The organism is Streptomyces pacificus, assembly GCF_011766325.1.
GTDB lineage: Bacteria > Actinomycetota > Actinomycetes > Streptomycetales > Streptomycetaceae > Streptomyces > Streptomyces pacificus.
In genome coordinates this window covers 297,215-323,525 of the sequence record NZ_BLLG01000002.1, presented here as the reverse complement: position 1 = coordinate 323,525, position 26,311 = coordinate 297,215, and the positions used below count along the sequence as shown (strand labels likewise).

Genomic DNA, 26,311 nt, shown 5'->3' with positions numbered 1-26,311 from the left:
GGCTGACGCGCCCGGCGGACCCGCCTGGTCAGGTCGTGGCCGCGGCCCGCGCCGGGGCGCGGTCCCGCGGCTCCGCCCCGACGACGGGGAAGGCCGTGGTGGCCTTGCCGAAGACGGTGTCGGCCGCGTACGGCGACGGCCCCGCGGGGGGCGGGAGGGCCGTCGGCAGCGTGAACCAGACGGCCTTTCCGTCATCGCCCTTGGGCCGGACTCCCCAGCTCTCGCTCACGGCCTCGACCAGCGCGAGTCCACGGCCGGTGGTCTCGAGCGGCCCCGCGGATCCGAGCATCGGTATCCGGGGGTCGTGGTCGTGCACCGACACGGTGAGCCGGTCGAAGAGCAGCTCCATCTCCACGGTGCACAGCTTGTCGGGCTGTGCGTGCCGGTGGACGTTGGTCAGGAGCTCCGTGACGCCGAGAGCCGCCTGGTCGATCAGGCGATCGAGCTGCCAGTAGCGCAGTTGCGCTGAAACGATTCTGCGGATCTGGCCGATCCGCGGCGGCAGAGCCTGGAGCTCTACCGTGCAATGCCTGCTTGCCTCGCTGATCACGGCTGCGACTCCCCGAAATAGGTCCGGAAGAAGACGAAGGATCGGATCCAGCAGTTGGCTGCCGACTGCTGTCTGCGCCGGCGGAGCTGGGTCACAGTGTCACCGCCGGTGAACCCTGAGTGATGAGTCAAGAGTGAACCCGGTGTGAGGCATGCGCAACTCCGCGCACATGCGGCGCAGGTGGGGCGGTCCGCCGGATCAACCGGAACCGTCGCCTGCCTTGCGGAGCACCTCCAGGAGGCGGCCCGTCAGCGCCCTGCCGTCGCGGCCCCGGCCGGAGCCGCTCAGGGTCAGCCGGTAGCGGGTGCCGTTGACCAGGGCGACTGCGCTGTCGGAGCCCGCCCCGAACCAGGGCCTGCCGACCCGGACCGCCTGCACGGGTGCGCTGTCGATGACCCTGCCGTAGCTGGTCAGCAGGGCGAGGGTGCCGCCCTCGACCAGGACCTGGCCGGCCGTCGTGAGCGAGCGGGGCCACCGCTCGATCCGCACGCCCGTGGCGCTGAACTCCGGGTCCCGCACGGGTGCCGTGAAATCCGCCTCCGACATGGACGCCCCCTTCACGCCGTTCCTGCACCTCAGTCTGCACAGCCATCCGCGTGGGCACCAGAGCGCTTCCCCGCCGCATCCCCCAAGCAACCCCTATAGCACCCCCAAGTCAATGTTTATGCAGGTGAGGGGCATATTGTGGACTATGGGAACTGCCGGCTGGAGAGTAAGGAGCGGGGCGCATGACCACCTATGAGGCGATGGCCACCGTCGATGTGGACCGCAGCGACCCCGAGTACCGGGCATGGCTCAAAGAAGCCGTCCGGAAGGTCCAGGCCGATGCCAACCGCTCGGCCGACACCCATCTGCTGCGCTTCCCCCTGCCCGAGAGATGGGGCATAGACCTCTACCTCAAGGACGAGTCCACCCACCCGACCGGCAGCCTCAAGCACCGGTTGGCGCGATCGCTGTTCCTGTACGGGCTGTGCAACGGCTGGATCCGGCCGGGCAAGCCGGTCATCGAGGCGTCCAGTGGCTCGACCGCCGTCTCCGAGGCGTACTTCGCCAAGCTCATCGGGGTGCCCTTCGTCGCCGTGATGCCCCGCACCACCAGCTCGGAGAAGTGCCGCCTCATCGAATTCCACGGTGGACGGTGCCACTTCGTGGAGGACCCCCGGAAGATGTACGAGGAGTCGGCGGCGCTCGCCGCCCGGACCGGCGGCCACTACATGGACCAGTTCACCTACGCCGAGCGGGCCACCGACTGGCGCGGCAACAACAACATCGCCGAATCGATCTACCAGCAGCTGAAGTTGGAGCGCTACCCCGAGCCCGCGTGGATCGTGGCCACCGCAGGCACGGGTGGCACCTCGGCGACCATCGCCCGCTACGTCCACTACATGCAGCACGACACCAGGGTCTGTGTCCCCGACCCGGAGAACTCCTGCTTCTTCGACGGCTGGACCCGGGGGGACGCACTGGCCACAAGCGACTGCGGCTCCCGCATCGAGGGCATCGGGCGGCCCCGGATGGAGCCGAGCTTCGTGCCCGGTGCCATCGACCGGATGATGAAGGTGCCGGACGCGGCGAGCATCGCCGCCGTACGGGCGCTGGAGGACGCCATCGGCCGCAAGGCCGGCGGTTCCACCGGGACCGGGTTGTGGAGCGCGCTGAAGATCGTCGCTGAGATGGTGGCCGGGCAGGAGCAGGGGAGCGTCGTGACCCTGATCTGCGATCCGGGAGACCGCTACCTGGACAAGTACTACTCCGACGACTGGCTGGCGGAGCAGGGCCTCGACATCGCCCCCTACACCGCCGCCATCGAGCAGTTCCTGCACACCGGAGTCTGGCCCGGCTGAACCGGGCACCGGGAGAGGGCGAGCGGCGGGGCCCGCCGCCACGCTCGACCGCCGCCACGCACGACCGCGGACAGCCGCCCGTGCGCGGCCCTGGCGGGGCTTCCACGGGACTCTGACCGGGACGCCGGGACGCCGGGACGCCGGGACGCCGGGACGCCGCGAGGCCGCGACGGCGCGGTCCCCGGCCCACCGGACGGTCACCGCCCGGGCGACCGCGGAACGCCGCTCAGCAGAGAGTCCACCACGCGGCCGAAGACGTGCCGTCCGGCCCGCGCCAGTACCGGTCCTGCCGCGCCGGGGAATCCCCGCACCCGCAGTTCCTCCGTCCAGGTGACTTCCGTCCAGGTCGCCTCCGCCCCGGGAGGCGATTGCCGGACCGCGATCTCCGCCCAGCCCAGCACGACCCGGCCGCGCTTCTCCAGCCGGCAGTGACCGGCACGTCCGCCCTCCGGCGGTTCCCATCGCACGATCTCCATCGGATCGTCGAAACGGACCGGGCCGACCCCCGTCCGGGCGACGAACCGGGTGCCCTCGGCGCTCGGCCCCTCCGTCACCACGAAGATCCGGGTCAGGGGCACCTGCGCGGCGTGCGCCGGCCAGTCGGTGAGCCGGCGCCAGGCCTCCGCGGCAGGCAGCGGTGCCGTCCGCACGATACGGAACACGGTCATGCCCGCGCCTCGGGGGGATCCGCCGCCTCACCGGCGACCACGAGGTTCGGCAGGTACTCGGCGAGCGCCTCGCGCGCCCCGCCCGGCAGCCCCGCGTCCGACACCAGTGTGTCGACCTCGTCCAGCCGGGCGAATGAACTCAGCCCGACCGTGCCCCACTTGGTGTGGTCCGCGACGACCACCACCCGGCGGGCCGAGCGGACCAGACGCCGGTTGGTCTCGGCCTCCGCGAGACTGGGCGCCGACAGCCCCGCCTCCACCGAGATGCCGTGGACCCCCAGGAACAGCAGGTCGAAGCGGAGGGAGCGGATCGCCTGGTCGGCGACCGGGCCCACCAGCGATTCCGACGGCGTGCGTACGCCTCCCGTGAGAACCACCGTGGGCGCGCCGGGGCGCCCCTCTGCCGCCCCGCCCGGCCGCTGCGCCGTGTGGAACGCATCCGCCACCCGTACCGAGTTGGTCACCACCGTCAGATCGGCCACGTCGAGGAGCCGATGGGCGAGCGCGTACGTCGTCGTGCCGCCCGACAGCGCGACGGCGCTCCCGGGGACGGCCATCGCCGCCGCCACCCGGGCGATGTCCTCCTCGGCTCCGGGCTCGAGCGACGACGTGGCCTCGAAACCGGGTTCGCAGGTGCTCGCCTCCGAGGCCGGCACGGCACCCCCGTGCACCTTCTCCAGCAGGCCCTGCCGGGCGGGGGCGTCCAGGTCGCGGCGGACGGTCATGTCGGAGACGTTCAGCCGGCGGGTGAGTTCGTTGACGCGCACGCCTCCGTGCCGCCGCACCTCGTCGACGATCAGAGCGCGCCGCTGTTCCCCGAGGAGGTTCTGATGGTTGCTCACCGCTGGGGCCGGTCCTTCCGTCGTGCGCCGGGATGCCACCGCTGTCCGCCGAGGTTTCTCATCCTGCCACGGTGGGATCGCCCCGGCGGAGGGGAGATGACATACAGGGGCGCGCGGCCGCGCGCCGTGGTCCGGGGTCCCGGGCGCCGGGGATTCCTCCACCGCCTCGATCCCGCAGGCAGAAAGCGAGCCGCGGAAGTGTCCCCTGCCACATCGGGCCCCGTCCCGCAGCCCGGCGGGCCGGCCCTTGAACTGATGGTCCACGGCGTCGGCGGAGCCACCCCCCAGGGCATGCTCGGCGATCCGCGTACGGTGCGGGTGACCGGCGACGCGACCGCCGCCGTGTACCGGCGCGCCGAGGACGCCGGAGCCGACCTCCGCCCCGGCCGCCGGCGGGGCCCCGAGGGGCCCGTCCGCGAGGCGTACTGCTGGTCCAACCTCACCTCGGGAGACGGAGCCAGGGCCCTGTGGCTGCTCCTGCTGCCGTTCATGGTCGTCAACCTGGCCCACTGGATGCGGCCCGCCACCACGGGTAGGACCAGGACGTCACGGCTGTACGGGACGCTCGTTCGGCTGATCGCCCTCAGCCTGACGGTGCTGTTCACCGCGGCGGCCTGCGAGGTCGCCCTCGATCTGACGGCCTGGCAGTGCGCCGGGTCCGCCCGCTGCTCCCGGGACAGCTCCTGGATCGGCTTCCTCTCCGCCGTGAACGACGGCTGGTGGTCGCAGCCCGGCCGCCGGCTGTCCCTCGCGGCACTGGTGCCGGCCGCGCTGGTGGGCCTGCTCTGGTATCTGTCCAACCGAACCTGGAGCGCCTACGAGACCCAGCGCCCGCCGGACACCGCCACCGCGGCCGCGCGGCGGGCCGCCGGCCCCGAAGAGAACGGGGACTCCGCGAGTGCTGCGAACCCCGGGAACCAGGGCGACTCCTCCTCCGCCACCTCGGCCTCCGCCCCCGCCGCCTCTTCCGCCGCCTCTTCCGCCGCCTCGGCCCCCTCGGCCCCCTCGGCCCCCTCGGCCCCTTCGACCTCTTCGGCCCCTTCCGCCCCCGACGCCCGCGCGGCGTCCCGGATCCCGGGCGCACCCGGGCCGGGGCAGAACGCCCGCGACACGCCGGGCCGCGGGGAGTCCCCCGCCGCCGGAAGCCGCGGGAGCCTGCCCGCCACCGCGGACGGCGAGCGCGGCGCCGCCGCCCGCACCCGGGACCCCGCCGGGCCCGCGCTCGGGCGGCCCGGCTTCTGGTACGGCCGCCGGCTGGTCGCCCGGCTCCGCGCCGCGCACACCGCCGCGGGATTCCTGGTCATCGCGGCCGCCGTGGCCGGCGCCGCCGCCCGCCACGACCGGAGCGCCGGTGTCCGTGCGCTGGAGGTCGCCGGGTGGCTCCTCGAAGGGGTACTGGTACTGGCCGGCGTCCTCGTCGTCGCCGTCGTGCTCCGCCGCGGGCGCAGCGAGGACGTCCTCGACAACCGGACGGACCGGGCCGTCGTCAGCAGGCTGCCCCTCGTCTCGCTCGTCCTGCTCGCCGTGGCGATGGTGTACGCGTCCTGGTCGCGCCCCGGCTGGGCCTCCCAGGGCACGCTCCCCGGTGAGGTCGCCTTCCGCGTCATCGCCGTCGCCCAGGGGGGCCTCGTCGTCCTGCTCGCCGTCGCCGCGGGGGTGATGCACCTGCGTGTCCGGCACGGCCGCACCGCCATGCGGGGCCTGGGCGGCCCCGCGGTCGCCCTGCTCGCCTGTGCGCTCGGGGGCGTGATGGCGGGAGGCGTCGCCCAGCGGGTCGCCGGCTGGCTCGACGGCGCGGGTACCCCGGGGGAGGGGGGAGAGGCGATTCCCGGTCCGCCGGTGCTGCTCAGCTGGCAGGCTTCGGTCATCCCGGTCCTGCTGCTCCTGCTCGTGGTGCCGCTCTGCGTCCTCGGGGTACGGACCCGGCGCGCCGCGCGCGCCCTCGGCGACCGGGTCGAGCGGGACTACCCCGACGAGCGGCCCGACCGGGTCCGCACCCGCCGGATCGCGACCGTCCGCGCCCGCGCGGGCCTCACCGACGCCGCCCCGACCCTCATCGCCATCCTGTCCTTTGCGACGCTGCTGCTCGGCGCGGGCGCGGTCGCCGGGGCGTGGATCAGCGGAGAGGTGCCCGGCGAGGCGTTCGACAGCGCCCATCCGCTCCTCGAGGCCGCCGTCGATGCCGCGCAGGCCCTCGGCTCCTGGCTGGTCGGACTGGGCTTCGTCCTCTTCGTCACCTGGGGCCGGCGCGCCTACCGGGACGCCTCGGCCCGGCGCACCATCGGAATACTCTGGGACGTCGGCACCTTCTGGCCCCGCGCAGCCCACCCCTTCGCCCCGCCCTGCTACGCCGAACGGGCCGTCCCCGACCTCACCTGGCGCATGGCGTCCTGGACCTCCACCACCGGCGGACGGCTCGTGATCTCCGGCCACTCGCAGGGCAGCGTGCTCGCCGCGGCCGCGGTCTGGCAGCTGCCCGCGGCCACCCGCCGGCGCGTCGCCCTGCTCACCTTCGGCTCACCGCTTGAGCGGCTCTACGGACGCTGGTTCCCCGCCTACTTCGGGGCCGGGCAGCTGCGCGGCCTGTACCGGGAACTGCACTGCTGGCGCAACCTCTGGCGGTACACCGACCCGATAGGCGGGCCGGTCCGGCTCGCGGCGGAGGACGGCAGGCCCGCGGTCGACCGGGAGGCGCTCAGGGACCCCGTGGTGTACGGGCGTACGGATGCCCATCCCCTGCCGGAGCCCGTTCTCGGGCACTCCGGCTACCAGGCCGACCCGGCGTTCGCCGAGGAACGCCGCGCCCTCCTGGAACGGCTACCGCCCGCGCTGCCCCGCCGGCGCGCCGCCGCCGTCCCGCATCAGGGGAGTTCGGGCAGGTCCTGAGGGTAGAGCAGGGACAGGTCGTCGGTGCTCGGCTCGGCGAGTTCGGACACCCGGCCCGCGTGCCGCTCGACCATCGACTCGAAGGTCTGGCGCGCGGTCCTGCCGTTGCCGAACGCCGGGCCCTTCGGCAGTGCCGTGAAGTAGGCGCCGAGCGCCTCGGTGGTGCCCTCGGCCAGCTTGTACTCGTGCTCCTCGGCCTGCTGCTCGACGATCCGCAGCAGTTCGCCTGGCAGGTAGTCGCTGAAGGTGATGGTCCGTGAGAAACGTGAGGCGACACCGGGGTTGACCGTGAGGAACCGCTCCATCTCCGCGGTGTACCCGGCGACGATCACCACCACGGCGTCCCGGTGGTCCTCCATGAGCTTCACCAGGGTGTCGATGGCCTCCCTGCCGAAGTCCCGGCCGGAGTCCTCCGGGGAGAGTGCGTACGCCTCGTCGATGAACAGCACACCGCCGCGGGCCCGTTCGAAGGCCTCCTGGGTGCGGATCGCGGTGGATCCGATGTGCTCGCCGACCAGGTCGACCCGGGACACCTCGACCAGATGTCCCCGCTCCAGGACCCCGAGGGACGCCAGGACCTCTCCGTACAGTCGCGCCACCGTCGTCTTGCCGGTGCCGGGGGAGCCGGTGAAGACCAGATGGCGTCGGACGGATGCGGCCTTCAGGCCCGCCTCCTGCCGGCGGCGGCCCACCTCGATCATGTTCGTGAGCGTCCTTACCTCGCGCTTGACGCTCTCCAGGCCTACCAGGGCGTCCAGTTCGCCGAGTACCGCTTCGGACGTCCTGGCGGCGGGGGCGGTCGCGGAGGCAGACGCGGAGGCAGACAGGGAGGCAGGTGCGGAGGCGGCGAGCTCGGGCCCGGCGCTCCGCTGGCCGGGGATCACGGACAGCAGGCCCGGCGAACGGGTGGCGGTGGCGACCACCGCAGCGGTGGCGGGCGGCGCCGGGCGCACGGCGCTCTCGTCGCTGGTGCAGTCCTCGACGGCCGTGCCGTCCTCGGGGTATTCGTAGCCGCCGCGTGCGCACCGCTCCGTGCGGCAGCGTGTCAGGGTGGCACGGCAGCCGTCCATGACGTGGAAGCCGTATCCGCCGCTGCCGGCGACCCGGCAGTCGTGGAAGGTGCCGCGGCCCTCGGCGGAGACGTAGAAACCGGCCTCGGCAGGCGAGGTCACCGTGCACCGTTCGATCGACGGGTCCGCGCCCTTGGTGACGATGACGCCCGTCTGGGCGCCGTCGATGGTGCAGTTGCCGAGTGTGCCGCCGCTGCCGTGGTCGCGGAACCAGGCGCCGGTCGAGGCGTCCCTGATCCGGCAGTCGTCGAGCTGCGCCGTGGCCCCGTCGCTGACGGACACGGCCGTGTTCCGCACCTGGGTCAGATCGCTGTCGACCACGTCGGCACGCGAGCCGCGGTCCAGCACGAACAGGGCGTCCGGGACGTCGTGCACCCGGCAGGAGTCGAGCACGGCGGTCGCGCCGTCGCTGACCCAGACGGCCGGGTAGTCGCCGGTGCTGTCGTGGATCTCGCACTGGTTGGCGTCCACCCGCGTCCCCGGGTCCCACACCGAGAGGCCGTTGCGGCCGAACCGCCGCACCGCGGTGCGGGTGAGCGTGAGCACCGAACGCGACCTGAGGTCCACGGCGTTCTCCGGCACGTCGTGGATATCGCAGTCGGCGAGGGTGAGCACCGCGTCCGTGTCGAGCGTGATGCCGTCGGAGGAGGTGCGGTGCACCCGCGAGTCCGTCAGATGGGCCGTCGCCCGGGCCGTGACCTGCACGCCGGCGCCCCTGATCTCGTACACCTCGCAGCCCAGCGCCTCCAGGGAGCTGTTCTCCCCGGTGACGCTCAGCCCGGAACCGGAGGCGTGGTGCACCTTGCAGCGCTCCAGCCGCGGGTGCGCGCCGCCGCGCACCGACACCCCGGACTGCGCGGCGGCGACGACCTCGCAGTCCTCGAACACCCCGCCCGCGCCGTCCAGTACGCCGATCCCGACGCCGGCCGGATTGTCCACCGTGCAGCGCCGCACGGTGGGGCGGGCCACCCCGCGGACCTCGATGCCCGCCGCCGAGCGCGTCACGATCCGCAGGTCGGTCAGCTCGGGGGTGCCGTCCTCGACGAGCAGCGCGGGCGCCGTGGCGTCCTGCCCCTCGATGTGCAGGTCCTGCACGGTCGCCGACGCGCGGACCGTCAGCGGCACTCCGTCCGAGGGGGCGATCCGCACCGATCCGGCGGAGCCGTCCGTCCCGCGCAGCGTCACGGCCTGCCGGAGTACGAGGTTCTCCCGGTAGGTGCCGGGTGAGACGGTGAGGACGTCGCCGTCGGCCGCCGCCTCCAGGGCCGCGGCGAGAGAGGCGTACTCACCCGTGCGGCGCCGCCACCGCGATGTGCCGGTGTGCGTCACCTGGACCGTGCCCTGTGCCATGGTGCTGATCTGCCCCCACCTCGTGCGTCGGTCGCGCCCGTGCCGCGCGTCGCACCACCGTAGCGTGCGGGGGAACCGGGGGTTGACCGGTCGGCCGCACGGGTCCGTGCGGCCCCGGCCGGGACCGGCTCCCGGCGACTGGCGCAGCGTCAGGCAGCGGTCGCCCGTCGGGGAGGGGCACGGCACGGCGTCCGGTGCGGTGCGGTGCACGGCACCGCACCGACCTCGCTGCGGGCCTGCCCGGCCGGTTCGGCGACGCCGCGATGCGCTGTGCCGGGTGTGCCGGGTGTGCTGGGCCCGCCGGGCCCGCCGGGGCGGCCGGGCCGACCCGGGCGTCGCGACGGGGCGAACACCCCCTGGCGACGCGGTACCGGCGGCCCGGTCCCCCGTACCGCCCGGCTCAGGCCAGGACACGCACCGGGTCGCCGACGCGTACGGTCCCGGTGTGCTCGGGCACCAGGTTCTGCCCGAAGACCAGCCGGTCGCCGAATCGGCGGTGCCGGGCCAGGGTGCGCAGCGGCTCCTTCCCCCGTGCCGCCGTGGCCTGGTCGGTGGTCGTGACCACGCAGCGGCCGCAGGGCTTGACCACCCGGAAGGACACCTCGCCGACGGCGACGCGCTTCCAGCCGTCCTCGTCCCACGGCGCGGTGCCGTCCAGGACCAGGTTGGGACGGAAGCGGTCCATCGGCAGCGGGCCCTCGTCCGCGTGGCCGCCCTGGGCGATCAGCGAGTTGAGCGCGTCGAGCGAGGCGGCCGACGCGAGCAGCAGCGGGAAGCCGTCGGCGAACGACACGGTCTCGCCCGGTAGCGCGTAGTCCGGGTCGACGGGGCGGCGGTACGCCGGGTCGTCGAGGTGCACCAGCCGGACCGGTGCGTCCAGATACGCGCTGAACCACCGGTCGCAGGCGGCGCCCGCGGGCACCGCCTCCGCCTTCTCCCCGAAGAGCTCCACGACGGTGGTGCCGGACGGCTCGGGCACCACCGCGGTCAGCGGCGTCCTGCCGGGTGCGGTCAGCCGGACGGCGCCGTCCGCGAGCGGTTCCGCTGCGGCCAACGCCAGCCGCGGCTGCTGGCGTTGGGTGACGGCCCGGCCCGCTGTGTCCACCAGCATCCACCGGCGGTCGCCCGCGAGCCCCCACGGTTCCACGGCGGCTTCGGCCGGGGCGTATCCGCGGAGGGACTTGACCGGGTGAACGTGGAGGGAGCGCAGCACGGGAGTCGCCATACGGGCATCCTGCCAGGTGCCCCGCGTCTTCCGCCGGTCGCGGCGGTCAGGCCGGTCTCAGTAGCCACCGCCCTGGTAGGGCCGGTGGTACGGGTCGTCGTACGGCGGGGGCGCGGGCATCGGCCGCGGCGATGCGGCCGGCCGCATCGCCTCGTACCCGCCTGCCATCGGGCGGGGCGTGTGCTGTTGCTGGCCGCCCGGGTAGCCGCGCGGGCCGGCGGACTGCTGGGGGATGTACGGGGCGGCCGCCTGCTGCAGCGGTACCGGTGGCGACGCGGGCTGGGGGTAGCCGTAGGCCGGGCCGGGCTGGGCGGGGGCCGCCGGGAGGGCGGGCAGGGCCGCGGGCAGTGCCGGCGGCTGGCTGCTGCCGGTGTCGTACGCGGAGGGCACTCGGATCGGCGCGATCTGAGGCGTGCCCCGCTCGGCGACCAGGGAGTCGTAGATCGGGGTGTCGGGAAAGGACGGCGCGGACTGGTAACCGCCGCCGTAGGTGGAGCGGGGGGAGGTCATGGGACCTAAGTTAAGCGGAGGATGTGCTGGTTGGGGAGCCCGATAAGAGGGTTGTTTGACGTACTGCCTGGTGACCCGGAATCCCCAATCCGAGCGAACGTGGGGAAATCGGTCGCGCCTCGATGTTCAGATCGTGTAAAGAGCGAGCTGGGAAGGGGTTTCCCGCGGGTTCTGCGGGGCGTTCCGGCGATGCCGCGGCTACCTTGTCCGCACGGACTTCTCCGGGCCCGGACTTCTCCGGGCACGAGCAAGACGAGCAAGACGAGCACGATGGGGGCGAGGCAGATGGGGGCGAGGATGCCCATGCTCAAGGGGGCCAATGTTCCGGTACCCGCACCGAGCGTTCGGGTCGAGTTGGGGTGGAGCCCGGGCGCCGGGGTCCCGGACGTCGACGCGTCGGCGCTCCTGCTCGCCTCGGGATCAGGGAGGGTCCGCTCCGACGGCGACTTCGTCTTCTACAACCAGCCGGCGCACGCCTCGGGCGCGGTTCGCCACGAGGGCAAGCACGCCGCGGACGGTGCCGCGACCGACCGGATCACGGTCGACCTGGGGCGCGTCGAGCCGGCCGTCGGACGCATCGTGCTCGCCGCCTCCGCCGACGGAGGCAGCTTCGGTCAGGTCCCGGGACTGTACGTACGGGTCCTGGATGCCGCGGCCGGCACCGAGATCGCGTGCTACGAGAGCCGGGACGCGACGGTCGAGACGGCGTTCGTCCTCGGTGAACTCTACCGACGCGACGGCGCCTGGAAGTTCCGGGCGGTGGGGCAGGGGTACGACAGCGGGCTGGAGGGCCTCGCGACCGACTTCGGCATCACGGTCGACGAACCCCGGCAGGCAGCCCCTCCCTCGGCACCGGCGTCTCCCGCTCCCGCACCCGCTGCGTCGCCGGCACCGGCGCACACCTCCGCGCCCGGGCCGGCCGTCCCCGGGCCGGTGCCTGCCACCGGACCGGTACGCCTCACCAAGGTCACCCTGACGAAGGAGGTGCCGACCGTCTCGCTCGCCAAGCAGGGCGGCACATCCGGCGCCCTGCGGGTCAACCTCAACTGGGAGGTGCGCAAGCAGTCCAGGGGATGGGGGGCCAAGCTCGGCCGGGCCATGGCGATGCACTCCGATCTCGATCTCGACCTCTGCGCACTCTTCGAACTGGCAGACGGCCGCAAGGGAGTCGTCCAGGCTCTGGGCAACGCGTTCGGCGCACTCCACCAGCCTCCGTACATCCACCTCGACGGCGACGACCGCACCGGCGCGGTGGCCGCCGGAGAGAACCTCACCGTCAACCTGGACCACCGGGACAAGCTCCGCCGCGTGGTCGTCTTCGTCACCATCTACGAGGGCGCCCGCAGTTTCGCCGATCTGCGCGCCTCGGTCACCCTCCAGCCGCAGCACGGCGCCCCCGTCGAGTTCTCCCTGGACGAGTGCACCGTGCCCGCCACCGTCTGCGCCCTCGCGCTGATCACCAACCAGGGCGGCGATCTCGTGGTCCGGCGGGAGGCCCGCTACCTGGTGCCGGAACGCGGAGTCAGCCCCCAGCGCACCGTCGACCACGCCTACGGATGGGGCATGAACTGGACACCCGGCAGGAAGTGAGCCGCACCGGGCGTCAACGGTCGGGTGCGGCCTCCGGACGGGAATACGTACGCCCCTTCCAGGCCGCGCCCCGCCCCCTGCGGTGCCGCACCGCCGAGTCCACCGTCATCAGCAGATAGAGCAGGGCGGTGAACGGCAGCAGCGGGGCGAGCCACAGCGTCTGCCGGTAGTAGCGGAGCACCGGGACGTACGTCCCCGCCATCACCGCCCAGGCCAGCAGTCCCGCCCAGCCGGCCACCGCGGACCCCGGGCCCCCCGGAACTCCCGGCACCACCGCGGCGCACACCGCGACGGGCGGCACCAGATAGGCCACCGCGAGGCCGAAGACCGTCCCCGCCAGGAGCAGCGGACTGTACCGCAGCTGGGTGTAGGCGCTCCGGGACACCATCCGCCACAGATCCGCCAGGCGCGGGTAGGGGCGGACGCTCTCCACCCGCTCGGCGAGCCCCAACCAGACCCGTCCGCCGGCCCGGCGCACCGCCCGCGCCACCGCGACGTCGTCGATCACGGCATGCCGCACCGACTCCGGGATCCCGGCCCGTTCGGCCACCTCCGTGCGCAGCAGCACACAACCGCCCGCGGCCGCTGTGGCCCGTGCGGGCTCCCGGTTGACCCAGCGGAACGGGTAGAGCTGGGCGAAGAAGTACACGAACGCGGGTACGACCAGGCGCTCCCAGCCCGTCGCCACCCGAAGCCGCGCCATCTGCGACACCAGAGCGAGGCCGTTGGCCGTCGCGGCCGCGACGAGTTCGCGCAGGCTGTCCGGCTCGTGTGCGATGTCGGCGTCGGTGAGCAGCAGATAGTCGGGCCCGGAGGCGCGGGCCAGCTCGATGCCGTGCCGCAGCGCCCACAGCTTGCCCGTCCACCCCGGCTCCGGGTCGCCGGGCGAGGTCACGGTCAGCGGCAGCCCCTCGCCCTGCTCGCCCAGTTTGCGGGCCAGTTCGCCCGTGCCGTCCGTACTGCCGTCGTCGACGAGCACCACCGCCGCCCTGCCGGGATAGCTCTGCCGCAGCAGCGAGGGCAGACTCTCCGGCAGCACGCCGGCCTCGTCCCTGGCCGGCACGACGATCACCACCGACGGCCAGTGCGCCGGTGCGGTCCACCGGGGCAGCCGCTGGTCCGTGCGCCAGAAGAAGCCCTGCCCGAGCAGCAGCCACAGCCACGCGGCCAGAGAGGTCAGGGCGATCCAGGCAAGGGGGCTCATCCGCCGCAGTCTGCACCACATCGCGGGGACCGCAAGGGCGGTCGGCTAGGGTGACCGGGTGAAGATCGCGCTCATGGACTCCGGAATCGGCCTCCTCGCGGCGGCCGTCGCGGTGCGCCGGCTGCGGCCCGACGCGCATCTCGTCCTCTCCTCCGACCCCGACGGCATGCCGTGGGGCCCGCGCACCCCGGAGGACGTCGCCGACCGCGCTCTCACCGTCGCCGCGGCCGCGGCCGCACACCGCCCCGACGCCCTGATCGTCGCCTGCAACACCGCTTCCGTGCACGCCCTCCCCGCCCTGCGCGCCGCCCTGGAGCCCGGCCTGCCGGTCGTCGGAACGGTACCCGCGATCAAGCCCGCGGCCGCCGGGGGCGGGCGCGTCGCCATCTGGGCCACCCCGGCCACCACCGGCAGCCCCTACCAGCGCCGGCTCATGGCGGAGTTCGCCGACGGAGCCCGGGTCACCGAGGTGCCCTGCCCCGGTCTCGCCGACGCCGTCCAGTGGGCGGACGAGGCGGGAGTGGCCCGCGCCGTGGCCGCCGCCGCCGCGCTCACCCCTTCGGACGTACGTGCCGTGGTGCTCGGCTGCACCCACTACGAACTCGTCGCCGGGCGGATCCGCTCGGCAGTGGCGCAGCGCCGCCCGGAAGGGCTCCCGCCGGTGGTGCTGCACGGCTCCGCCGTCGCCGTCGCGGCCCAGGCGCTGCGGCGCGCGGGTGCACGCCCGGCGCCCTCGGCCGCCGCGGACGGCGGGCTCACGGTACTGCTCGGCGGACGTGAGTCGGGGCTTCCCGCGGAGGCCCGGGCGTATGCGGAGGGCAGGCTGCTCGAAGCGGCGAAACCGGTCACGCCCGCCCCCTGAGCGGCAGCCGGCGGCGGACCGGGCCGGCCCGTGGCGATCCGGGCGACGCCCCCCGGACGATCCGGGCGGCAGCGCGCAGAGGAACGGAACCGCCGGATCCGGGACTCCGTACCGGGCGATGCTCCCGCGCCCTGAGGTGGGTACTGTGCGGGGCATGACGGACCACCCCCGTGGCAAGGGTCAGGCCGGACAACCACCGCCCGCCCTCTGGACCGGCCGCGCCACCAACCGCCTCCAGTGGGTGCTGGCCGCCGCCGGAGGGTTTTGCATGGCCCTCGGAATCGAACTCGCCGTCGACGAGCCGTGGACGTCCGGCACCGTGCCGCTGCTGATGGCGGTCGTGGGCTGCGTCGCCGCCGGGCTGCTGATGCTCTTCGGGACCCTCGCCTTCGTCCATGTGGCGGTACGCATCGACAGGGACGCCATGGAGGTGCGCTGCGGCCACCTGGGCGTGCCCCGCCGCAGGATCCTGCTCGACCAGGTGGCGGGCGCCGAGTTCGTTCCCCGGGTCACCCCCCGCCACTGGGGAGGCTGGGGCTGCCGCTGGCGCCCGGAGCAGGGCACCGCCGTCATCGTCCGCCGGGGCGAGGGCATCGCGCTCACCCTCGGCGACGGCCGCACCTACACCGTCACGGTGGACGACGCCGAGACGGCGGTCCGGGTGATCCGCGACCACCTGCGGCCGGGAGCCGCCACCGGTCCCGCGCGGGCGCTCTGACCCCGGCAGCCCGGTCCCTCCGGTGCGCAGCGACCCCCCTGGCACGTCCCTCGCGGCGCGGCACGTCTCTCGCGGCGCGGCACGTCTCTCGCGGCGCGGCCCGCCCCGAGCGGGGACGGGCTCCCGGCCGTGGGGGCCGGCCGTACGGGCTCCCGCCGTGTGCGGCCCCGGGCGATCGCCTGTACCGGCCCCGTTCACCGGTACGCATCCGCTCGCCGGGTACGTCCCCCGCCGCGCGCCGATTGCGGGCGGGACCGGTCCCGGTCGAGGCACGCTCCGGCCGGGACGAGCCCCCGCCGCGCGGCCGCGTGCCCGGTGCACACCGGCCGCCGGTACCGGCCGCCCGGGGCCGCCGGGGCCGGGCCGACGGGAGCGGCTCGCGCCGCCGTAGACTCCGGCACGTGAGCGCCACCATCACTCCCGCCGGCACCCGGCCGCCACTGCCCGCCTCGCCCGACCGGGCCCGCCGGCTGCTGCGGCGGCTCACCAGGCCCGCCGCGGCGGTGCTGTCCGGGACCGCGCTGTTCCTGAGCTTCCCGCCGCGCCCGCTGTGGTGGCTGGCGCTCCCCGCCTTCGCCCTGCTCGGCTGGAGCCTTCACGGGCGGCGCGCGCGGGCCGCGTTCGGGCTCGGCCACCTCGCCGGGCTCGGCTTCCTGCTGCCGCTGCTGGTCTGGACGGGGGAGGAGGTCGGCCCCGTCCCCTGGCTGGCCCTGGCCGCCGTCGAGGCGCTCTTCGTCGCGGTGTCCGGTGTCGGGATCGCCCTGGTGTCCCGGCTGCCGCTGTGGCCGGTGTGGGCGGCCGCCGTATGGATCCTCGGCGAGGGGCTGCGGGCGCGGGTCCCGTTCGGCGGGTTCCCCTGGGGCAAGATCGCTTTCGGGCAGGCGGAGGGCGCCTTCCTGCCGCTCGCCGCAGTGGGCGGCACCCCCGTGCTGGGCTTCGCGGTCGCGCTGTGCGGCTTCGGGCTGTACGAGACGGCCCGCCGCATCCGTGAGTACCGGAGCACCGGCCGGCTTCCGCGCGGACCGGTCGCCGCCGCCGCCACCGCCGTCCTGCTCCCGGTCACCGCAGCTCTCGCCGCGCTGCCCCTCGTCGACGACTCCGCCGAGGACGGCACCGCGACCGTCGCGGCGATCCAGGGCAATGTGCCGAGGCTCGGTCTCGACTTCAACGCCCAGCGCCGGGCCGTCCTCGACAACCACGCCGCCCGCACCGAGCAGCTCGCCGAGGACGTCGCCGCGGGCAAGGCGGCCAAGCCGGACTTCGTGCTCTGGCCGGAGAACTCCTCGGACCTCGACCCCTACCGCAACAGCGATGCACGGCTCGCGATCGACCGGGCCGTCAGGGCCGTCGGCGTGCCGATCGTGGTCGGGGCGGTCCTCACCCCGGAGACCGGGCCGCTGCGCAACACCCTGATCGCCTGGGAGCCCGGGAAGGGGCCGGTGGCCACCTATGACAAGCGGCATGTGCAGCCGTTCGGCGAGTACATCCCGATGCGGCCGTTCGTCCGCCTGTTCAGCTCCGACGTGGACCGGGTCAGCCGCGACTTCGGCCCCGGCGACCGGGTGGGCGTCTTCGACCTGGCCGGCACCAGGGTGGGCCTCGCCACCTGCTACGAGGCGGCCTTCGACTGGGCCGTGCGGGACACCGTCACCCACGGTGGTCAGCTCATCACGGTACCCAGCAACAACGCCACCTTCGGCCGCAGCGAGATGACCTACCAGCAGCTGGCGATGTCCCGGGTGCGGGCGGTCGAGCACAGCAGGGCCGTCGTGGTGCCGGTCACCAGCGGTGTCAGCGCCATCATCCGGCCCGACGGGACGATCGCGCAGCAGACCCGGATGTTCACCCCGGACGCCCTGGTCGCCGAGGTGCCGCTGCGCTCCTCCCTGACGCCCGCGACCCGGATGGGCGCCGTGCCCGAGGGTGTGCTCGCCGCACTGGCGCTCGGCGCCCTGGGATGGGCGGGCCGCACCCGTGCGGAGAAGCGGGCGGCCGCGGCCCGTTAGGGTCGGGCCATGGCCATCCCCGACTTCATCCGCGAGATCCGCAGCACCGCCGGCCACCGGCTGCTCTTCCTGCCGGGGGTGAGCGCGGTGGTCTTCGACGGCAACGGCCGGGTGCTCCTGGGGCGACGCGCCGACACCGGCGGCTGGTCGATCATCGGCGGCATCCCCGACCCGGGGGAGCAGCCCGCGGCCGCGGCGGTACGCGAGGTGTACGAGGAGACCGCCGTACGCTGTGTCGCCGAGCGCATCGTGCTCGTCCAGACGCTCACGCGGCCGGTCGTCTACCCCAACGGGGACCGCTGTCAGTTCATGGACGTCTCGCTGCGCTGCCGGGCGGTGGGCGGCGAGGCGCGCGTCCACGACGAGGAGTCCCTGGAGGTGGGGTGGTTCCACCTCGACGCGCTGCCGGAACTCCAGGAGTTCGCGCTCTTCCGGATCAGGCACGCGCTCACGGACGGCCCGACGTGGTTCGACACCACGGCCGGCGGATGACCTGTGGCCGCCGACCACACCGGCAGGCGTCTCCTCCCTTCCCAGGGTGCGGACCGTGGCCATCGACCCGGGTCCCGCCCCCGTCCCGTCCCCTCCGCCGTATCCGCTCTGAATCCGCCCGGCACCCCTGACCTCGGCGGCCGCACCGCTCTGGTCACCGGGGCCGGCCATCCCACCCGGCACGGCTCGCCCGCGGGTGGAGCACGGGGTCGATCGGGTGCGAGCGGGCCTGCCGCGGGCGGTCCGCCGCCCGGCGGCGCAGGAAAAGGCGCGGGCCCGGTGTCCGCGTACGGACACCGGGCACCGGGCGTCAGGGCGCACCGTACCGCTCAGCGGTGAAAGGCGTCCTTGGTCTTCTCCTTCGCGTCGCGGATGTCGCCCTTCGATTGCCCGGCCCGGCCCTCGGCGGTCAGCCGCTCGTTGCCGACGGCGCGTCCGACGATCTCCTTCACCTTGCCCTTGGCCTGCTCGATGCGGGCCTGTGCCTTCTCGTCCGCGGCCATGACTCTCACTTCCCGGTTGCTCGACAACAGGTGCACCGCGTCGAGTAACCGGAGCCCGCCGCGTCAAACCCCCGGTACCCGGGGGAGGAGGCAAGCGAGCGGTCGTCCGCTCCCCGGGTGTGAATGCGCGGAGCCGGGGCAACCGTGGCGTCGGAGGTTGATAGACATGGTCCCGTTGCTTCTGGTTCTCCTACTCGCCGTGCTGCTCTTCGGCGCCGGATTCGCTCTCGAAGCGCTCTGGTGGATCGCCGCGATCGTTCTCGTCGTATGGCTGCTCGGTTTCGTCGTCAGGCCGGCCGGGCCCGGGGGCGGTCGAGGACGCTGGTACCGCTGGTAAGGCGGCTCCGACCGCCGGAGTCCGCTCCGGCGGTCAGGAACGGCGGCGCGGCCTGCCGGGTCTGGTTCCCCGGCGCCCGGCCTGAGTACCGCCACGCCCGGTGGCTGCACCGCGCCGGCCGCCCGCCGCGGACGCGCCGCCCGCCGGGCGGCCGGAGCGCCGGGCCCCGTCCTTCGGCTGGTCCTTCGCGGTGCCCTCCGGCCGGTCGGCGGGGGAGGGGCGCCGGCCCCGCGTGCTGTTGACGGTCCTCCCGCGGACGATGCCGATGAAGTCGTCCACCAGATCGGTGGTCCGGTCCTCGGGCCAGGACAGGGCGACGCCCGACCGAGGGGCGTCCGTCACCGTCCGGTAGGTGAGGTCCCTGCGGTGGTGCAGACGGGCGAGGGACTGCGGCACCACCAGCACACCCACCCCCGCGGCCACGAGCTCGATCGCGTCCCCTGTCGTCGCCGGCCGTTCGACCGCGGGAAGGCCCGGCGGACCCTCCCACTGGAGAGTGTCGTCCAGCGGGTGGAGCACGACGTCCTCGGCCAGGTCGTCCAGGGAGACCTCGTCGACGGCGGCGACCGCGTGGTCCTTCGGCACGACGACGACCGTCGTCTCCGTATACAGCGGGATGGCGCTGAAGAAGGCGCGGTCGACGGGCAGCCGCACCACCCCCGCGTCGGCTTTCCCGTCACGCAGCAGCCGCTGTGCCTCGGCAGCCGGTACCGCGACGAGATCCAGAGGGGTGCCGGGCAGCCGCTCCTGCCAGATCCGCGCCCATTTGCCGGGGGTCACGCCGGGGACGTAGGCGAGCCTGAACGAGGGGGGAGCTTCCGGGGCGGTCACCGCTCCAGGGTATCCGGCGTGGTCCGGGCTGGTGCACACGCTCGATATCCTGGAGCCATGACGTCGCACCACGGCACCCAGACCATGAAGCCCGCCACGGCGGCGAAGAAGCTGGGTGTGTACCTCGAGGCCACACCCGCGGAGTTCCGGGAAGGAACCGTCTCGCGCGCCGAACTCAACGCGCTCCAGGCCGACCCGCCGGGGTGGCTCCGCGAGCTGCGGCGCAACGGCCCGCACCCCCGGCCCGTCGTCGCGGCGAAGCTGGGCGTCTCCATCTCGGGCCTGGCCAGGGGCGGGGTCACCGAGGCCCTGACGACGGAGCAGATCGAGGCGCTGAAGCAGGAGGGGCCCGAGTGGCTCCGGCGGGAGCGCGCGACCCAGGCAGAGGTGCGCAAGGAGACCGTGCGCCTCAAGGAGAAGCGGGCCGGGAAGGACGCCGAGGCCGAAGAGCGCTCCTGAGGGGCGGATGGCGCCACGGCACCGGGGTTCCGGCGTGGTGAGGCCATGACCGTGCCCCGGGGCCTTCCGGACCCCGGGGCACGGTCATGGCGGTGCTCGGTCAGCCGCGGCCGGCGCGGCGCCTGCGCGTCACCACGAGGATGCCGGCACCCGCCGCGACCGCAGCCGCAGCGGCGCCCGCGACCACCGGTGTGGCGCTGGAGCCGCCGGTCTCCGCCAGGGGCGGCGTGCTCGGTTCCGGTGCGGGCGGAGCCGCGGAGCCGGGAGGCTCGGTGCTCGGTTCGGAGCCGGGAGGTTCCGTGCTCGGCGGTTCGGAGTTCGGCGGTTCGGAGTTCGGGGGCTCCGAGGGCTCCGGTTCCTGGGGCGGCTCGGAGGGCTCCGGGGTCTCGCAGACGGGCGCGGTCTTGGTCTCGTCACGCGAGAAGCGGTCCCCGTCGCCTGCCTTCACGACGAGACGTACCCGGACCTCGGAGTTGTGCTCGGGCAGCTGCAGGGTCTCGCTGAACTCGCGCCCGAACTCCTGCGTGGGCAGCAGGTCCTTGCCGTCGGCGGTGATCGTCACCGTGTTGGTGACGCTGGGACTGTACGCCTTGAGTTCGACGGTGACCTCGGAACAGGTCACCGTCCAGACGGGCGTGTGGGCCGACGCCGGAACCGCGCTCACGCCCACTCCGGCAAGTCCGAGGGCAGCGCCCGCTATAAGAGCGCCCGAGCGCTTCCACGCACGGGTGGGTGCATTCATCAATCCTCCATGGTTGTCCTGACACATGGTCTGACGGCAGCGCACAGTACTCCCTCCGTGCAGCGCGGTTCACTCCGCCCCCGACGACCGGCTCCGCGTAGTGGGCCTGCTCGGCCGGTTCGGCGGCGCGGCGATCCACCCGCCGGCCGTGCCGGGGCGTACGGCGCCTGGTGCGGCACCGAGCCGGGTTCCGGCCGCACTGGGCGGCCGGAACCGGAGGTGTGACCGCGCCTGTGCAGCGGCACCACCCCGGCACCGGCCGCGGGGCCGGGGACCTCCGTGGTCTGGCGGCCGGGTGCGAACGGGGTGAGCCTGGTAGTGAGCACGGACCCCCGGTGCGAGAGGTGGCGTCATGGGCGGCCTGGTGGTGGTGGGAGTGGACGGATCGGAGTCCGCACTGGTCGCGGTGGAGGAGGCGGCCAGGGAGGCCCGGTGGCGCGGTGCCTCTCTCCGGTTGGTGCACGCGTTCATCTGGGCCAGGATGAAGGTGCCGCTCGGCCCGCCGTCGTACGGGCCGCCCGAGGGCGGGCTGCGGAACATGGCCGACCGCCTCGCGGCCGAAGCGGTCCGGCGTGCCGCGGCAGCGGCACCCGAGGTGGAGGTCGCCTCCGTGGTGGTCCCGGGCGAGCCGCGCACGGTGCTCGAGGCGGAGTCCCAGGGAGCGGAACTCGTCGTGGTGGGTTCCCGGGGAACGGGCGGCTTCGTCGGCCTCCTCGTGGGGTCGACGGCCGTGCATCTGGCCGCGCACGGACGATGCCCGGTGCTTGTGGTACGGGAGGCATCCAGGGCCGCCGGTCCCGTGCTGGTGGGCGTCGACGGTTCTCCCGCGAGCGAGGCGGCGGTCGACTTCGCTTTCGCGGAGGCCGCACTGCGCGGATCAGGAGTTCTCGCCCTGCACGCGTGGACATCCTGGAGGTCGTCGCCGTCGCCTGCGCCCCGGGACCCCTCCATGCCCGGCGCGAATTCACCAGGCGCCGCGGAGCCTGAGGAGTTTCTGCTGGCCGCGGCGTTGGCAGGCAGGCGGGAGCGGTACCCGGGCGTCCCGGTGGAGCACCGGCCGGTGCGCGGCGACACCCGGAAGCTGCTGATCGAGGCGAGCGCATGGGCGCGGGTCCTGGTCGTCGGCGCCCGCGGGCGCGGAGGTTTCACGGGTTTGCTGCTGGGATCGGTGAGCCAGGCCATGCTCCATCACGCACACTGCCCCGTCGCCGTCGTACGCGCAGGCGGCACCGGCACCTGAGGGGCCTGCTGCCGCGGTCCAGGGGCGTGCCTTGTGTGCTCGGGCCGGGCGGCCCCCGGGACAGGCGCGGGCGAAGCGTGCCCATGGGCTGTCCCGCCGCGGCGGGGCGAAGAGCTGCCGCCCGATCTGAACGCCCGCCGACCGATGTCCGTATGGAACTCAGCGGATCCCCACAGCCGTTCGCGTCCACGCGCGAACCGGCAGAGACGCACAGGAGTTCCATTGAGAAGAAGTGTACGCAGGCGCTCGACGGGCGGCAGGAGAGCAGTGGCGGCCTCGATCGCGCTCATGCTGGGCGGTGGCGGGCTGATCGCCGTCAACACCTATGCCTCGGCCGGCGAGGGATGGGGGAAGTCGCAGGACCGGACCCTGGGAGCCGGCGCCTCGGCCTCCACCATCAAGTGCCCCGAGGCGGTGAACGGGCTCTCGGAGGTCCCGGACGCGGCGCGGCGCGAGGTCGACAGGGAACTGGCCGCGATGGACAGCCAGATCACGGAGGCGTACCAGCGCTTCGCCGAGCAGCGGGAGCAGGTCGCGCAGGACCCCGGGTTCGCCCAGAACGCCCTCCTCGGTCCGCTGGAAGACAAGCGGACGGCCAGCCTCGACCGCATCGCCACGGCGATCGGCCGTGCGGGCGATCGGCCCAAGGGCCTCGAGGACCTGGCCGCGTGCGAGTTGAAGCAGGACGAGGCCGACGACGGCGGCCAGGGTCAGGACGGCAACGGCCAGGGACAGGATCAGGGCCAGGGCGGTGGTCAGGACGACGCCGGTCAGGATGGTGGCAGTGGCGGTCAGGCGGGGAACGGTCCGGAGCAGTCGGACTTCGTCGACATCACGTCCGTCCGGCCGAACGCCGGTGACCCGCGGGGCAACCGGCGCGGTGTCTCCCGCGGTGTCTTCACGACGAGTTGCGGGGTGAACGAGAACGGCAACTTCAACCCGGACAACGTGATCGTCGCGCCGGGTGTCGCCAACGGCGCGCACCATATGCACGACTACATCGGCAACCAGGCCAACGACGCCTTCGCCAGCGACGACGACCTCGCGGCAGGCGAGACGACGTGTGTGGACCAGGGCGACAAGTCGTCGTACTTCTGGCCGGTGCTGCGGCTGCAGAACGGACAGCAGGAGGCCGACGCCGACGCCGACGGCGGCGGCAGGGACCAGAACGTCGGCGAGATCCAGACGCCCTCGGAGGTCACCATGGACTTCGTGGGCAACCCGCGGTCCAAGGTGACCGCGATGCCGCGGTTCCTGCGGATCATCACCGGCGACGCCAAGGCGTTCGTCAACGGCGACGCCAACGCGAACGCCTCCTGGAGCTGCACCGGCTTCGAGAACCGCCAGCTGAAGGACAAGTACCCGATCTGCCCCCAGGGCAGCCAGGTGGTGCGGACGTTCACGTTCCAGAGCTGCTGGGACGGGCAGAACACCGACAGCGCCAACCACCGCACCCATGTCGCCTTCGCCCAGGCCAACGGCGCCTGCCCCAGCGGCTTCCGCGCCATACCCAAGCTCGTGCAGCGCATCGTGTACGACGTGCCGCCGCCGGTCTTCGACGGGGCCGACCCCAGCGTCTACGCGGTCGACTCCTTCCCGGAGCAGCTGCACAAGCCCATCACCGACCACGGCGACTTCATCAACGTCTTCGACGACAACCTGATGGAGGAGCTCGTGAGCTGCATCAACGGGAACCGCCAGTGCGGCCCCGAGGACACCGGCGCACCTCCTGCGGACGGCGGCGGTGACGGAAACGGCGCTGACGGCAACAGCGGTGACGGCAACAGCGGTGACGGGGACAACGGGGCGGATCCGGGCGACCAGGCTCCGCCCAGCGACGGCGCGGCGGGCGGCCAGGACGCACCGGGTGCCCCCGGCGGGGACGGCGAGCCCGATGCCGGGCAGGACGGTGCCGGGCAGGAGGGTTCCGGGCAGGACGGTGGAGTCCAGAAGGATTCCGGTTCCGCTGAGAACGGCTCGGGAGACAGCGGCGCCGACGACAGCGCCGACGGCGGCCCCGTGGACCGGACCGCGCCTGAGGGCGGCGGCGAGGTGAAGAATCCCGAGGTCCTGGCCAATTCCGCTGCCGGTTCGTCCTCGGGCTCGGGTTCGGATTCGGGTTCGGATTCGTCCGCCGGGAGGAACGACTCCGCGCAGACGGATGCGGGCGACGGCGAGACCGCCGCCGAGCCCACCGAGGCCGCGGCGGAGAACGCCGCCGAGCCCAACGCCGCCGAGCCCAACGCCGCCGAGCCCAACGCCGCCGAGCCCAACGGCGGCGGCAGCCCTCTGGCCGGCGGCCAGAGCGCGGGGAGCCAGGGTGGCGGACTCGCCGAGACCGGTGCGCAGCTGTGGCCGTCCGCGGCCGGGGCCGTGCTGCTCGCGGCGGGTGCGCTGCTGCTGCGTACCCGTCGCCGTCCGCAGCGTGGGGCGGCCGGGCGCGGCTGACGCGGATCCTTTCCCGGTCCCCGATACGCCTCGGGCCCGGCCGGTCCCCCTCGGGACGGGGACCGGCCGGGCCGTGCCGCAGCGCCCCGTGCCCCTCGGCGGGCCGGCGGTTCAGCGCGGGGACCCCGGCAGCGGGTCGCTTGACGTGACGGTGAACAGGCCGCCGTCGGGATCGCGGAGGGTCACCCAGTCGTCCGCGCCGGAAGGGCCGGTCGGTGCGCTGATCCGACCGCCGAGCCCGACGGCCGTCCGTACGGCGGAGTCCACGTCCGGTACATAGAAGTACACGTGCCAGCGGGGGCGGATGTGCGGGTCGGGGGCTTCTTCGACCGCGCCGCCGGTGATCCGGGCGACCATGTCGCCTTGGTGCCGTAGGACGACATGGCCGCCCTCGTAGGCCACCTGGCAGCAACCGGGTTGTGCGCAGGCCCAGTCCAGCACCTCGGCGTAGAAGATCGCCGCCTCGAGGGCGTCGCGGGTGCGCAACTCCAGCCAGGCCGGGGCCTTGTCGGTGCCCATGCTCCAGTCGGGGATGGCCTTGCCCTGCCAGATGCCGAACACGGCGCCGTCGCGGTCCGCGGCCAGCGCCGCCCGGCCGGTGCCGAAGCTGAGCGGGCCCACTGCCACCGTCGCGCTGCGCTCCCGTATCCGGGCAGCGGTCGTGTCCGCGTCGTCGACCGCGAAGTACGGTGTCCACGCCACCGCGACCGAGAGGCTGTCCGCGACGGCTCCGACACCGGCGACCGGAGTGCCGTCGAGGAAGCCGACGGAGAACTCGTCACCGAGCCGGGTGGGGCGGAAGGCCCACCCGAGCACCTCGGAGTAGAACCGCTCCGCCGCCGGGAGATCGCGAGCCATCAGGCTCACCCAGCACGGAGCGCCGAACAGCGCATGACTTGACGTAGACACGGCAGCCGCCCATCTCCATGCCGCACGCGTCTGGACACGCGAGACTGGAACCTCCACGCTACTCCGCTCGTCCGGGGCCCGCCGTGGCGCGTCACCCCGTGTCACCCCGCTTCACCCTGCGTCTCGTCGCGTCTCGTCGTGTCTCGTCGTGAGACTCCGGGTTGAGCAGCCCGGGCCGTGTCCCGGTCCCGCACCGGACCTCATCGGCCCCCGACCCGTGCGGATCTTGCCGGTTCGGCCGAGGCGCCGATCGGTCGTCGCCGCTCGCGGGCGGCCGGCGGTCTCACCCGCTGTCGACCTGACGTGGCGTCAGGTGCTGTCGCCGGTGCTTGCGACCCTCGTACAGCACATGGCCACCGGCCAGCGCGGTGGCGGCCCACGCGCAGGCACGGCGTTCGGAGGGGAGGGCCGCGCCCCGCCCCGGTGGGTCGGGGACCCGTGCCGGGGCCGGGGCGGCAGCCCGCCGGAGTCAGCCTCCGACGACGCCCGACTTGGCGATGCTGATCCTCGCCCGGGTGGCGCCGCTGCGCGAGCCCAGCGACTCGATCCGCTTCACGATGTCCATGCCCTCGACGACCTCGCCGAACACGACGTGCTTGTTGTCCAGCCAGTCGGTGACGATGGTCGTGATGAAGAACTGCGAGCCGTTGGTGTTCGGGCCCGCGTTGGCCATGGACAGCTGGCCGGGCTTGGTGTGCTTGATCTGGAAGTTCTCGTCGGCGAACTTCTCACCGTAGATGCTCTTGCCGCCCGTGCCGTTTCCGGCCGTGAAGTCACCGCCCTGCAGCATGAAGTCCGGGATGACACGGTGGAAGCCGGAGCCCTCGTATCCGAAGCCGTGCTCACCGGTGGCGAGCTCGCGGAAGTTCCGCGCGGTCTCGGGTACCACATCGTCGAACAGAGTGAAGACGATTCGCCCGGCGGGCTCGTCGTCGATGGTGATGTCGAAGAAAACGTCATTGCTCATGGGGCCCATGCTGTCATCCGCGCTGGTACGGGGTCACACCAGACCCCTCCGGCCGGGA

At 73.7% G+C, this 26,311-nt stretch carries 24 protein-coding genes; 11 read left to right on the top strand and 13 right to left on the bottom strand.

Going from position 1 to position 26,311, the window contains the following annotated elements; all coding sequences use genetic code 11:
* Positions 1-28: 28 nt before the first annotated feature.
* Positions 29-550: an ATP-binding protein gene (locus SCWH03_RS04275; RefSeq protein ID WP_173261998.1), complete on the bottom strand. Its 522-nt coding sequence runs from the start codon at positions 548-550 to the stop codon at positions 29-31.
* A 198-nt stretch (positions 551-748) separates the two neighbouring features.
* Complete coding sequence (locus tag SCWH03_RS04270) at positions 749-1,096, bottom strand: hypothetical protein (RefSeq protein WP_173261993.1); 348 nt, start codon at positions 1,094-1,096, stop codon at positions 749-751.
* 182 nt (positions 1,097-1,278) lie between these two features.
* Here SCWH03_RS04270 and cds1 point away from each other — a divergent pair, with 182 nt between their 5' ends.
* On the top strand, positions 1,279-2,394 hold the full coding sequence (gene cds1 / locus SCWH03_RS04265) for an L-cysteine desulfhydrase Cds1 (protein ID WP_173261990.1): 1,116 nt from the start codon (positions 1,279-1,281) through the stop codon (positions 2,392-2,394).
* 197 nt (positions 2,395-2,591) lie between these two features.
* Here cds1 and SCWH03_RS04260 read toward each other — a convergent pair whose 3' ends face one another.
* A complete protein-coding gene (locus SCWH03_RS04260; RefSeq protein ID WP_173261987.1) occupies positions 2,592-3,062 on the bottom strand; it encodes an SRPBCC family protein in 471 nt (156 codons plus the stop codon).
* The gene (locus tag SCWH03_RS04255) at positions 3,059-3,904 is read right to left on the bottom strand and encodes a DeoR/GlpR family DNA-binding transcription regulator (protein ID WP_173261985.1); all 846 of its coding nucleotides are present in this window, start codon (positions 3,902-3,904) and stop codon (positions 3,059-3,061) included. Before SCWH03_RS04255 ends, SCWH03_RS04260 begins: the two co-directional genes overlap by 4 nt.
* Positions 3,905-4,102: 198 nt before the next feature.
* Between SCWH03_RS04255 and SCWH03_RS28770 the strand changes: the two genes are divergently transcribed.
* Positions 4,103-6,790 carry a hypothetical protein gene (locus SCWH03_RS28770; protein WP_443098653.1) on the top strand — a complete coding sequence of 896 codons (2,688 nt, stop codon included), beginning with the start codon at positions 4,103-4,105 and terminating at the stop codon, positions 6,788-6,790.
* Here SCWH03_RS28770 and SCWH03_RS04240 read toward each other — a convergent pair.
* From SCWH03_RS04240 to SCWH03_RS04230, 3 genes are all read right to left on the bottom strand, one after another.
* A complete protein-coding gene (locus SCWH03_RS04240) occupies positions 6,766-9,210 on the bottom strand; it encodes a right-handed parallel beta-helix repeat-containing protein (RefSeq protein ID WP_173261983.1) in 2,445 nt (814 codons plus the stop codon). The two genes, SCWH03_RS28770 and SCWH03_RS04240, sit on opposite strands and share 25 nt — an antisense overlap.
* Before the next feature lie 400 nt (positions 9,211-9,610).
* Entirely contained in the window at positions 9,611-10,435 is an 825-nt protein-coding gene (locus tag SCWH03_RS04235; protein ID WP_173261980.1) for an MOSC domain-containing protein, read from the bottom strand.
* A gap of 57 nt (positions 10,436-10,492) precedes the next feature.
* On the bottom strand, positions 10,493-10,945 hold the full coding sequence (locus SCWH03_RS04230) for a DUF6643 family protein (RefSeq protein WP_173261977.1): 453 nt from the start codon (positions 10,943-10,945) through the stop codon (positions 10,493-10,495).
* A gap of 297 nt (positions 10,946-11,242) precedes the next feature.
* Here SCWH03_RS04230 and SCWH03_RS04225 point away from each other — a divergent pair, with 297 nt between their 5' ends.
* Complete coding sequence (locus SCWH03_RS04225) at positions 11,243-12,535, top strand: TerD family protein (RefSeq protein WP_254076550.1); 1,293 nt, start codon at positions 11,243-11,245, stop codon at positions 12,533-12,535.
* Positions 12,536-12,548: 13 nt separating this feature from the next.
* On the opposite strand, the gene SCWH03_RS04220 is transcribed toward SCWH03_RS04225, so the two are convergent.
* On the bottom strand, positions 12,549-13,739 hold the full coding sequence (locus SCWH03_RS04220) for a glycosyltransferase (RefSeq protein ID WP_173261975.1): 1,191 nt from the start codon (positions 13,737-13,739) through the stop codon (positions 12,549-12,551).
* Positions 13,740-13,797: 58 nt separating this feature from the next.
* Here SCWH03_RS04220 and SCWH03_RS04215 point away from each other — a divergent pair, with 58 nt between their 5' ends.
* From SCWH03_RS04215 to SCWH03_RS04200, 4 genes are all read left to right on the top strand, one after another.
* A complete protein-coding gene (locus SCWH03_RS04215; RefSeq protein WP_173261972.1) occupies positions 13,798-14,601 on the top strand; it encodes a glutamate racemase in 804 nt (267 codons plus the stop codon).
* A gap of 154 nt (positions 14,602-14,755) precedes the next feature.
* Positions 14,756-15,319, top strand: a complete 564-nt coding sequence (locus SCWH03_RS04210; RefSeq protein ID WP_173261969.1) for a hypothetical protein — start codon at positions 14,756-14,758, stop codon at positions 15,317-15,319.
* Positions 15,320-15,720: 401 nt separating this feature from the next.
* Positions 15,721-17,325 carry an apolipoprotein N-acyltransferase gene (lnt, locus tag SCWH03_RS04205; protein WP_173261966.1) on the top strand — a complete coding sequence of 535 codons (1,605 nt, stop codon included), beginning with the start codon at positions 15,721-15,723 and terminating at the stop codon, positions 17,323-17,325.
* 9 nt (positions 17,326-17,334) lie between these two features.
* The gene (locus tag SCWH03_RS04200) at positions 17,335-17,817 is read left to right on the top strand and encodes an NUDIX hydrolase (protein ID WP_173261963.1); all 483 of its coding nucleotides are present in this window, start codon (positions 17,335-17,337) and stop codon (positions 17,815-17,817) included.
* 329 nt (positions 17,818-18,146) lie between these two features.
* Here SCWH03_RS04200 and SCWH03_RS04195 read toward each other — a convergent pair whose 3' ends face one another.
* Positions 18,147-18,320, bottom strand: a complete 174-nt coding sequence (locus SCWH03_RS04195) for a CsbD family protein (RefSeq protein WP_173261960.1) — start codon at positions 18,318-18,320, stop codon at positions 18,147-18,149.
* 166 nt (positions 18,321-18,486) lie between these two features.
* On the opposite strand from SCWH03_RS04195, the gene SCWH03_RS04190 reads away from it, so the two are divergent.
* Positions 18,487-18,657 (top strand): hydrophobic protein, encoded by a 171-nt coding sequence (locus SCWH03_RS04190; RefSeq protein WP_173261957.1) that lies wholly within the window; start codon positions 18,487-18,489, stop codon positions 18,655-18,657.
* 33 nt (positions 18,658-18,690) lie between these two features.
* Here the strand turns inward: SCWH03_RS04190 and SCWH03_RS04185 are convergent, their stop codons facing one another.
* Complete coding sequence (locus SCWH03_RS04185; RefSeq protein WP_173261955.1) at positions 18,691-19,488, bottom strand: LysR substrate-binding domain-containing protein; 798 nt, start codon at positions 19,486-19,488, stop codon at positions 18,691-18,693.
* A gap of 57 nt (positions 19,489-19,545) precedes the next feature.
* Between SCWH03_RS04185 and SCWH03_RS04180 the strand changes: the two genes are divergently transcribed.
* Positions 19,546-19,947: a DUF5997 family protein gene (locus SCWH03_RS04180; RefSeq protein WP_173261952.1), complete on the top strand. Its 402-nt coding sequence runs from the start codon at positions 19,546-19,548 to the stop codon at positions 19,945-19,947.
* A gap of 100 nt (positions 19,948-20,047) precedes the next feature.
* Here the strand turns inward: SCWH03_RS04180 and SCWH03_RS04175 are convergent, their stop codons facing one another.
* Positions 20,048-20,689, bottom strand: coding sequence for an LAETG motif-containing sortase-dependent surface protein (locus tag SCWH03_RS04175; RefSeq protein ID WP_173261949.1), 642 nt, complete (start codon positions 20,687-20,689; stop codon positions 20,048-20,050).
* 352 nt (positions 20,690-21,041) lie between these two features.
* Here SCWH03_RS04175 and SCWH03_RS04170 point away from each other — a divergent pair, with 352 nt between their 5' ends.
* Complete coding sequence (locus SCWH03_RS04170) at positions 21,042-21,929, top strand: universal stress protein (RefSeq protein WP_173261946.1); 888 nt, start codon at positions 21,042-21,044, stop codon at positions 21,927-21,929.
* 288 nt (positions 21,930-22,217) lie between these two features.
* Complete coding sequence (locus SCWH03_RS04165; protein WP_173262514.1) at positions 22,218-24,377, top strand: DUF1996 domain-containing protein; 2,160 nt, start codon at positions 22,218-22,220, stop codon at positions 24,375-24,377.
* A gap of 111 nt (positions 24,378-24,488) precedes the next feature.
* Here SCWH03_RS04165 and SCWH03_RS04160 read toward each other — a convergent pair whose 3' ends face one another.
* Positions 24,489-25,235 carry a VOC family protein gene (locus SCWH03_RS04160; RefSeq protein WP_173261943.1) on the bottom strand — a complete coding sequence of 249 codons (747 nt, stop codon included), beginning with the start codon at positions 25,233-25,235 and terminating at the stop codon, positions 24,489-24,491.
* A gap of 520 nt (positions 25,236-25,755) precedes the next feature.
* Positions 25,756-26,253 carry a peptidylprolyl isomerase gene (locus SCWH03_RS04155; RefSeq protein WP_173261940.1) on the bottom strand — a complete coding sequence of 166 codons (498 nt, stop codon included), beginning with the start codon at positions 26,251-26,253 and terminating at the stop codon, positions 25,756-25,758.
* Between the last annotated feature and the right edge of the window lie 58 nt (positions 26,254-26,311).